The organism is Acinetobacter sp. YH12027 (assembly GCF_013420085.1).
GTDB lineage: Bacteria > Pseudomonadota > Gammaproteobacteria > Pseudomonadales > Moraxellaceae > Acinetobacter > Acinetobacter amyesii.
This window is the reverse complement of record NZ_VOYW01000070.1, coordinates 1-7816: the sequence shown is the minus strand read 5'-3', so window position 1 is coordinate 7816 and position 7816 is coordinate 1. Positions and strand designations below refer to the sequence as shown.

The following is a 7816-nucleotide window of genomic DNA, read 5'->3' as shown; positions in this document are numbered from 1 at the left end:
GGCCAGGCCTCAGCATTTTATTATGGTGATCCCCTGGGCGAAATGCGCCTGGTAAGCAGAGTTTTTGAAATGTAAGGCCTTTGAATAAGACAAAAGGCTGCCTCATCGCTAACTTTGCAACAGTGCCTCGCGGTCGGACTGCAAGTGATCTTGAAGCCACGGGCCCGTCCCACCCCGACATGGACCTCGATGCCCGAACGGACGTTAGATTTCGAGTTCTAGGCGTTCTGCGATGAAGGTTGGATCCCAGCCGGGATTGAAAGTGTCGACGTGGGTGAATCCGAGCCGCTCGTATAGGCCACGCAGGTTCGGGTGGCAGTCGAGCCGCAGCTTGGCGCACCCCTGCGTTCGCGCGGCATGGCGGCAAGCCTCGATCAGCGCGGAGCTGACACCCCGGCCCGCATGTGTCCGTCGCACCGCGAGCTTGTGCAGATATGCGGCCTCCCCCTTGAGGGCGTCGGGCCAGAACTCGGGATCCTCGGCCGACAAGGTGCAACAGCCGACGATGCCGTCGCTGCAACTCGCGACTAGGAGCTCGGATCTCAGGACGAAGGTCTCCGCGAATGTCCGGTCGATCCGCGCGACGTCCCAGGCGGGCGTTCCCTTGGCGGACATCCACGCCGCAGCGTCGTGCATCAGCCGCACAACCTCGTCGATATCACCCGAGCAGGCGACCCGAACGTTCGGAGGCTCCTCGCTGTCCATTCGCTCCCCTGGCGCGGTATGAACCGCCGCCTCATAGTGCAGTTTGATCCTGACGAGCCCAGCATGTCTGCGCCCACCTTCGCGGAACCTGACCAGGGTCCGCTAGCGGGCGGCCGGAAGGTGAATGCTAGGCATGATCTAACCCTCGGTCTCTGGCGTCGCGACTGCGAAATTTCGCGAGGGTTTCCGAGAAGGTGATTGCGCTTCGCAGATCTCCAGGCGCGTGGGTGCGGACGTAGTCAGCGCCATTGCCGATCGCGTGAAGTTCCGCCGCAAGGCTCGCTGGACCCAGATCCTTTACAGGAAGGCCAACGGTGGCGCCCAAGAAGGATTTCCGCGACACCGAGACCAATAGCGGAAGCCCCAACGCCGACTTCAGCTTTTGAAGGTTCGACAGCACGTGCAGCGATGTTTCCGGTGCGGGGCTCAAGAAAAATCCCATCCCCGGATCGAGGATGAGCCGGTCGGCAGCGACCCCGCTCCGTCGCAAGGCGGAAACCCGCGCCTCGAAGAACCGCACAATCTCGTCGAGCGCGTCTTCGGGTCGAAGGTGACCGGTGCGGGTGGCGATGCCATCCCGCTGCGCTGAGTGCATAACCACCAGCCTGCAGTCCGCCTCAGCAATATCGGGATAGAGCGCAGGGTCAGGAAATCCTTGGATATCGTTCAGGTAGCCCACGCCGCGCTTGAGCGCATAGCGCTGGGTTTCCGGTTGGAAGCTGTCGATTGAAACACGGTGCATCTGATCGGACAGGGCGTCTAAGAGCGGCGCAATACGTCTGATCTCATCGGCCGGCGATACAGGCCTCGCGTCCGGATGGCTGGCGGCCGGTCCGACATCCACGACGTCTGATCCGACTCGCAGCATTTCGATCGCCGCGGTGACAGCGCCGGCGGGGTCTAGCCGCCGGCTCTCATCGAAGAAGGAGTCCTCGGTGAGATTCAGAATGCCGAACACCGTCACCATGGCGTCGGCCTCCGCAGCGACTTCCACGATGGGGATCGGGCGAGCAAAAAGGCAGCAATTATGAGCCCCATACCTACAAAGCCCCACGCATCAAGCTTTTGCCCATGAAGCAACCAGGCAATGGCTGTAATTATGACGACGCCGAGTCCCGACCAGACTGCATAAGCAACACCGACAGGGATGGATTTCAGAACCAGAGAAAGAAAATAAAATGCGATGCCATAACCGATTATGACAACGGCGGACAGGGGGCAAGCTTAGTAAAGCCCTCGCTAGATTTTAATGCGGATGTTGCGATTACTTCGCCAACTATTGCGATAACAAGAAAAAGCCAGCCTTTCATGATATATCTCCCAATTTGTGTAGGGCTTATTATGCACGCTTAAAAATAATAAAAGCAGACTTGACCTGATAGTTTGGCTGTGAGCAATTATGTGCTTAGTGCATCTAACGCTTGAGTTAAGCCGCGCCGCGAAGCGGCGTCGGCTTGAACGAATTGTTAGACATTATTTGCCGACTACCTTGGTGATCTCGCCTTTCACGTAGTGAACAAATTCTTCCAACTGATCTGCGCGGGAGGCCAAGCGATCTTCTTCTTGTCCAAGATAAGCCTGTCTAGCTTCAAGTATGACGGGCTGATACTGGGCCGGCAGGCGCTCCATTGCCCAGTCGGCAGCGACATCCTTCGGCGCGATTTTGCCGGTTACTGCGCTGTACCAAATGCGGGACAACGTAAGCACTACATTTCGCTCATCGCCAGCCCAGTCGGGCGGCGAGTTCCATAGCGTTAAGGTTTCATTTAGCGCCTCAAATAGATCCTGTTCAGGAACCGGATCAAAGAGTTCCTCCGCCGCTGGACCTACCAAGGCAACGCTATGTTCTCTTGCTTTTGTCAGCAAGATAGCCAGATCAATGTCGATCGTGGCTGGCTCGAAGATACCTGCAAGAATGTCATTGCGCTGCCATTCTCCAAATTGCAGTTCGCGCTTAGCTGGATAACGCCACGGAATGATGTCGTCGTGCACAACAATGGTGACTTCTACAGCGCGGAGAATCTCGCTCTCTCCAGGGGAAGCCGAAGTTTCCAAAAGGTCGTTGATCAAAGCTCGCCGCGTTGTTTCATCAAGCCTTACGGTCACCGTAACCAGCAAATCAATATCACTGTGTGGCTTCAGGCCGCCATCCACTGCGGAGCCGTACAAATGTACGGCCAGCAACGTCGGTTCGAGATGGCGCTCGATGACGCCAACTACCTCTGATAGTTGAGTCGATACTTCGGCGATCACCGCTTCCCTCATGATGTTTAACGCCTGAGCTCAGCCGACCGAAACCGCGTAGCGGTTTTGGGTCGGCTGCAGCGATTTGTTGGGCGATAGCTTGCCACATTCTCTCAACGATTGGGATTTGATGTACTTTCCGCACTTTGTAGCGCGACCACATCATGCTCCCCCTGGCCGCGAGAGCCCTTCACTCGGGAAACACAAGACAGACCGAGCACGACTGTTGCAAGGGTCAAACAGTACACGACAACCGGCCAAGCCGTGTTGCGCGGCAACAGCGAAATGATCAACGTTCCGATGCTTCCTAGCAGTACACCGCCCAAGCAGAAGTAGACTGCCGTGACCGTTCCAGCAACATGGTCGAATCCTCGAAGAGCGCCATTGGGCGCCACAGATACCGCTGTGGCGACACCAATACCCACTAGCCACATTGGAGCAATAAAGCCTAACACGGACTGCAAAGCCCATATTTCGGTGATGGCAAGCAATACTGCTCCAGCTATCAGGCATCCCATTCCCATTCGCAAGACACTTGGGCTGCCCCACTTGGGTATCACACGCCCCATAAAACGAGCCGTAAACACCATGGCAATTGCCACTGTGGCGAACAGCAGGCTGAAGCCAAGCTGAGACACACCTTGCCTGCCCATCATTAGTCCGGGCGCAATGGAGAAAAAGACGAAGAAGCTACCCATTCCAGCGGCGTAACACAACGTGTACAACCAGAAGTTCAGGCACTTAACGGGGAGTAGCAGCTGCGACCATTGCAAGCCCGCAACTCGTTGCACCCGGGTTTCAGGCCAGAATCGCCACGCTGCTGCAGATGCAGCGATCATGCCCAAACCTAGAAACGCAAAGATAGCCCGCCACCCAAGCCACATGTCGACGAGCGCTCCGAGCAATGGGCCTACCGCCGGGACTATGGCCAGCATGGATCCGAGTATGCCGTAAATGACATTACTTTCCTCGCGACCTGCGTAAATGTCACGTACTGTTGCAAATGTGGAAACAAGGCACGCCGAGGCACCACAAGCCTGAAGAATCCGAAGCCCCAGAAAGACTTCAGCCGATGACGTAAGAGCGAGGCCCATTGACGCCACAACGTAGGCGAGGCCACCTCCCAGTAGAACGGGGCGGCGCCCCAGTCGGTCCGATAGCGGTCCAAACAAGAGCTGACCGGCACCAATCATGACCAAGTACGTTGTCAGCGTAAGCTGAATTGTGCTCGCTGTCGTACCAAGCGCGTTTGGCATAAACGGCACTGCTGGCAAGTACATGTCCATGCCGAGTGATGCCAATAAATCGAACGGTGATAACAACAACACCGTGGCGGCAAGGGAGTACCGCCAACTAAAGTTTTTTGAGCGCACGAAACCATCTCCTTGAACAAAGGATTTGGCGGCGCTCCCGTAGAGCAAAAGGATTCATGAGAACGCCGCAACAACCGAAAAATGAAGGTTGCTGCGGCTTACTTGTCTGCGTTCTTGGAAGTGCTCATCTGCTGACTATCTCATGATTAAATTTGAATCGTAACAACTTTCAAGCAACTCTGCAAGGAGCCTTATTGTGCGCCCAACGCCGGAGTTAAGCCGCCGCGCGTAGCGCGGTCGGCTTGAACGAATTGTTAGACATCATTTACCAACTGACTTGATGATCTCGCCTTTCACAAAGCGAATAAATTCTTCCAAGTGATCTGCGCGTGAGGCCAAGTGATCTTCTTTTTGTCCCAGATAAGCTTGCTTAGCTTCAAGTAAGACGGGCTGATACTGGGCAGGTAGGCGTTTTATTGCCCAGTCGGCAGCGACATCCTTCGGCGCGATTTTGCCGGTTATTGCGCTGTACCAAATGCGGGACAACGTAAGCACTACATTTCGCTCATCGCCGGCCCAGTCGGGCTGCGAGTTCCATAGCTTCAAGGTTTCCCTCAGCGCCTCGAATAGATCCTGTTCAGGAACCGGGTCAAAGAATTCCTCCGCTGCCGGACCTACCAAGGCAACGCTATGTTCTCTTGCTTTTGTAAGCAGGATAGCTAGATCAATGTCGATCATGGCTGGCTCGAAGATACCCGCAAGAATGTCATTGCGCTGCCATTCTCCAAATTGCAGCTCGCGCTTAGCCGGATAACGCCACGGGATGATGTCGTCATGCACGACAAGGGTGACTTCTATAGCGCGGAGCGTCTCGCTCTCGCCAGGGAAAGCCGAAGCCTCCATAAGGTCATTGAGCAATGCTCGCCGCGTCGTTTCATCAAGCTTTACGGCCACAGTAACCAACAAATCAATATCGCTGTATGGCTTCAGGCCGCCATCCACTGCGGAGCCGTACAAATGCACGGCCAGCAACGTTGATTCCAGATGGCGCTCAATGACGCTTAGCACCTCTGATAGTTGGTTCGAAATTTCGATGGTCACCGCTACCCTCATGATGTCTAACGCCGCCATAAGTTGCGGCTTTGGAGTTGATTGTTTTGTGGTAGCGTAGCGTTAAACCACAAAACAAGCGACGGAAAAGCCGTCAACTTGATGGCCTTGTTAGCCTTATCAGCGCGACTGTGATGTATAAACGTCAAAAATTGAATGACCAATTTTAACAATCGCATCATTTCGCTCTGCCATTGAAGCCTGTGTTTGAGCTAGATAGATGCTCACAATAATTGGGGCTTGATGCTCACTCCACACAACTGCTGTAATACTCCGAGCACCAAATCCGCCAGCACCTGAGCGATCCGCAATGTTCCATCCCGCCGGCAATACTGAACGTAGTAAATTACCAGTGACTTGATTGTTCACCATCCAAGACTCTAATTTTTTCTGGTTCATTTCAGATAGCGCGGAACCAAATAAAAATTTATTCAAAGTACTGGCTATTGCCTTAGGAGTTGTCGTATCCCTCAAATCACCGAGCTTACCTTCATTTAAATCAGGCTCAATACGGTCTAGACGAGTCTCTTTGTCCCCAATTTGTCTTAAAAAATCAGTAACGCCTTTGGGGCCACCTACAGCACTTAGGATGATATTTGCCGCAGTATTATCACTTGTAGTCATAGTTGCGAAGCACGCATCATCGAGTGTGATTGCCTGCCCTACTTGCTTTTCTATTACAGGGGAATAGGTCACAAGATCTGCTTTCTTAATCTCGACTGTACTATTGGGATTAACTTTTCCTTGCTCAGCATCATATAGTAATTTAGCGCAAGCTATTGTTTTAAAAGTACTTGTTAACGGGAAGCGCTGATTGCCATTGTAATCCCAATATTCTCCATTTTGAGTATCAAGAACGGAAACACCTATACGAGCAGAAAGAGAAACTTCAATTGCCTTAACGTCTTGTTCAACTTGCTGAAACTTTGAACTACTTGCAAAAACCACGGATGGTATTAAAAGCGAAAATGCCAATAAAAACTTCATGTAAGTAACCCCATAATTTTGATTGTCACACATTTTATATAAAAGCATGAGGCTCCATAATATGGCTAACGCCCGCCTCAACTGCCGGAGGTTAATGGCGCCTTTTTTGCAGCTCCACCGCAAAAAAAGGTGACAGTAACCGGAGGTCAGATTGCAGGCGCTTGTTAACTCTTTTGCCAGATTTGATAACAATAGTTAATGTTAGACTCGAAATCTTGCTCAAATACCAACTTGAATGTATCTGGGATTTCAGGAAAAACTATGTCTCCATCTCGCTCGATGTCGACTGTTGAAATATGCAAAGTATCTACTTTGGAAATCAAGCTTTTGTATATTTCACCACCACCAGAAACGATAACATGATCCGTGATTTCCTCTAAATTTATTAAGGCATCCTGAATTGAGGAGAAAACCATTACACCCTCATCATTCGTAGAAAAATTAGAGCGAGTTACAACTGCATACTTTCGATTTGGGAGAGCGCCCATTGACTCAAAAGTTTTGCGTCCAACTAAAAGCCATTGATTATATGTAATTGCCTTAAATAGAAGTTGCTCGCCTTTGGCGCTCCATGGAATATCTGGTCCATTACCGATAATACCGTTCTTCGACTTGGCAGCCATTAGTGATAACTTCACGATTTCTCCCTCGAGTTAACTTTGTTTTAGGGCGACTGCCCTGCTGCGTAACATCGTTGCTGCTCCATAACATCAAACATCGACCCACGGCGTAACGCGCTTGCTGCTTGGATGCCCGAGGCATAGACTGTACAAAAAAACAGTCATAACAAGCCATGAAAACCGCCACTGCGCCGTTACCACCGCTGCGTTCGGTCAAGGTTCTGGACCAGTTGCGTGAGCGCATACGCTACTTGCATTACAGCTTACCAACCGAACAGGCTTATGTCCACTGGGTTCGTGCCTTCATCCGTTTCCACGGTGTGCGTCACCCGGCAACCTTGGGCAGCAGCGAAGTCGAGGCATTTCTGTCCTGGCTGGCGAACGAGCGCAAGGTTTCGGTCTCCACGCATCGTCAGGCATTGGCGGCCTTGCTGTTCTTCTACGGCAAGGTGCTGTGCACGGATCTGCCCTGGCTTCAGGAGATCGGAAGACCTCGGCCGTCGCGGCGCTTGCCGGTGGTGCTGACCCCGGATGAAGTGGTTCGCATCCTCGGTTTTCTGGAAGGCGAGCATCGTTTGTTCGCCCAGCTTCTGTATGGAACGGGCATGCGGATCAGTGAGGGTTTGCAACTGCGGGTCAAGGATCTGGATTTCGATCACGGCACGATCATCGTGCGGGAGGGCAAGGGCTCCAAGGATCGGGCCTTGATGTGGCACTGTTGCAAAGTTAGCGATGAGGCAGCCTTTTGTCTTATTCAAAGGCCTTACATTTCAAAAACTCTGCTTACCAGGCGCATTTCGCCCAGGGGATCACCATAATAAAATGCTGAGGCCTGGC

General features: G+C 52.6%; 5 protein-coding genes and 5 pseudogenes. 2 read left to right on the top strand and 8 right to left on the bottom strand.

Annotated features, from left to right (window positions below):
• Nucleotides 1-75 (top strand): annotated as a pseudogene (locus FTT94_RS15800) (IS6 family transposase); the annotation flags it as partial.
• 129 nt (nucleotides 76-204) lie between these two features.
• Here the strand turns inward: FTT94_RS15800 and FTT94_RS15795 are convergent.
• The 8 genes and pseudogenes from FTT94_RS15795 to dfrA16 all read right to left on the bottom strand — a co-directional run bounded on the left by FTT94_RS15795 (nucleotide 205) and on the right by dfrA16 (nucleotide 6997).
• Nucleotides 205-705, bottom strand: coding sequence for a GNAT family N-acetyltransferase (locus tag FTT94_RS15795; protein ID WP_000376623.1), 501 nt, complete (start codon nucleotides 703-705; stop codon nucleotides 205-207).
• A gap of 127 nt (nucleotides 706-832) precedes the next feature.
• Entirely contained in the window at nucleotides 833-1672 is an 840-nt protein-coding gene (sul1, locus tag FTT94_RS15790; protein WP_000259031.1) for a sulfonamide-resistant dihydropteroate synthase Sul1, read from the bottom strand.
• Nucleotides 1666-2015, bottom strand: a pseudogene (locus FTT94_RS15785) (quaternary ammonium compound efflux SMR transporter QacE delta 1). Before FTT94_RS15785 ends, sul1 begins: the two are co-directional and overlap by 7 nt.
• A 116-nt stretch (nucleotides 2016-2131) precedes the next feature.
• Nucleotides 2132-2970, bottom strand: a pseudogene (aadA1, locus tag FTT94_RS15780) (ANT(3'')-Ia family aminoglycoside nucleotidyltransferase AadA1).
• Nucleotides 2971-3062: 92 nt separating this feature from the next.
• Entirely contained in the window at nucleotides 3063-4322 is a 1260-nt protein-coding gene (locus tag FTT94_RS15775) for a chloramphenicol efflux MFS transporter CmlA6 (protein ID WP_001256773.1), read from the bottom strand.
• Between the two features lie 214 nt (nucleotides 4323-4536).
• Nucleotides 4537-5375: pseudogene (locus tag FTT94_RS15770) on the bottom strand (AadA family aminoglycoside 3''-O-nucleotidyltransferase).
• A gap of 117 nt (nucleotides 5376-5492) precedes the next feature.
• Nucleotides 5493-6359 (bottom strand): PSE family carbenicillin-hydrolyzing class A beta-lactamase CARB-2, encoded by an 867-nt coding sequence (locus tag FTT94_RS15765; protein WP_001931474.1) that lies wholly within the window; start codon nucleotides 6357-6359, stop codon nucleotides 5493-5495.
• A 164-nt stretch (nucleotides 6360-6523) separates the two neighbouring features.
• A complete protein-coding gene (gene dfrA16, locus FTT94_RS15760; protein WP_032490158.1) occupies nucleotides 6524-6997 on the bottom strand; it encodes a trimethoprim-resistant dihydrofolate reductase DfrA16 in 474 nt (157 codons plus the stop codon).
• A gap of 155 nt (nucleotides 6998-7152) precedes the next feature.
• On the opposite strand from dfrA16, the pseudogene intI1 reads away from it, so the two are divergent.
• Nucleotides 7153-7689: pseudogene (gene intI1, locus FTT94_RS15755) on the top strand (class 1 integron integrase IntI1); the annotation flags it as partial.
• Nucleotides 7690-7816: the final 127 nt, after the last annotated feature.

Excerpts from the sequence above, each read along its gene's own strand:
- FTT94_RS15795 (WP_000376623.1), bottom strand. The coding sequence starts at position 705 with ATGGACAGCGAGGAGCCTCCGAACGTTCGGGTCGCCTGCTCGGGTGAT.
- sul1 (WP_000259031.1), bottom strand. The coding sequence starts at position 1,672 with ATGGTGACGGTGTTCGGCATTCTGAATCTCACCGAGGACTCCTTCTTC.
- FTT94_RS15765 (WP_001931474.1), bottom strand. The coding sequence starts at position 6,359 with ATGAAGTTTTTATTGGCATTTTCGCTTTTAATACCATCCGTGGTTTTT.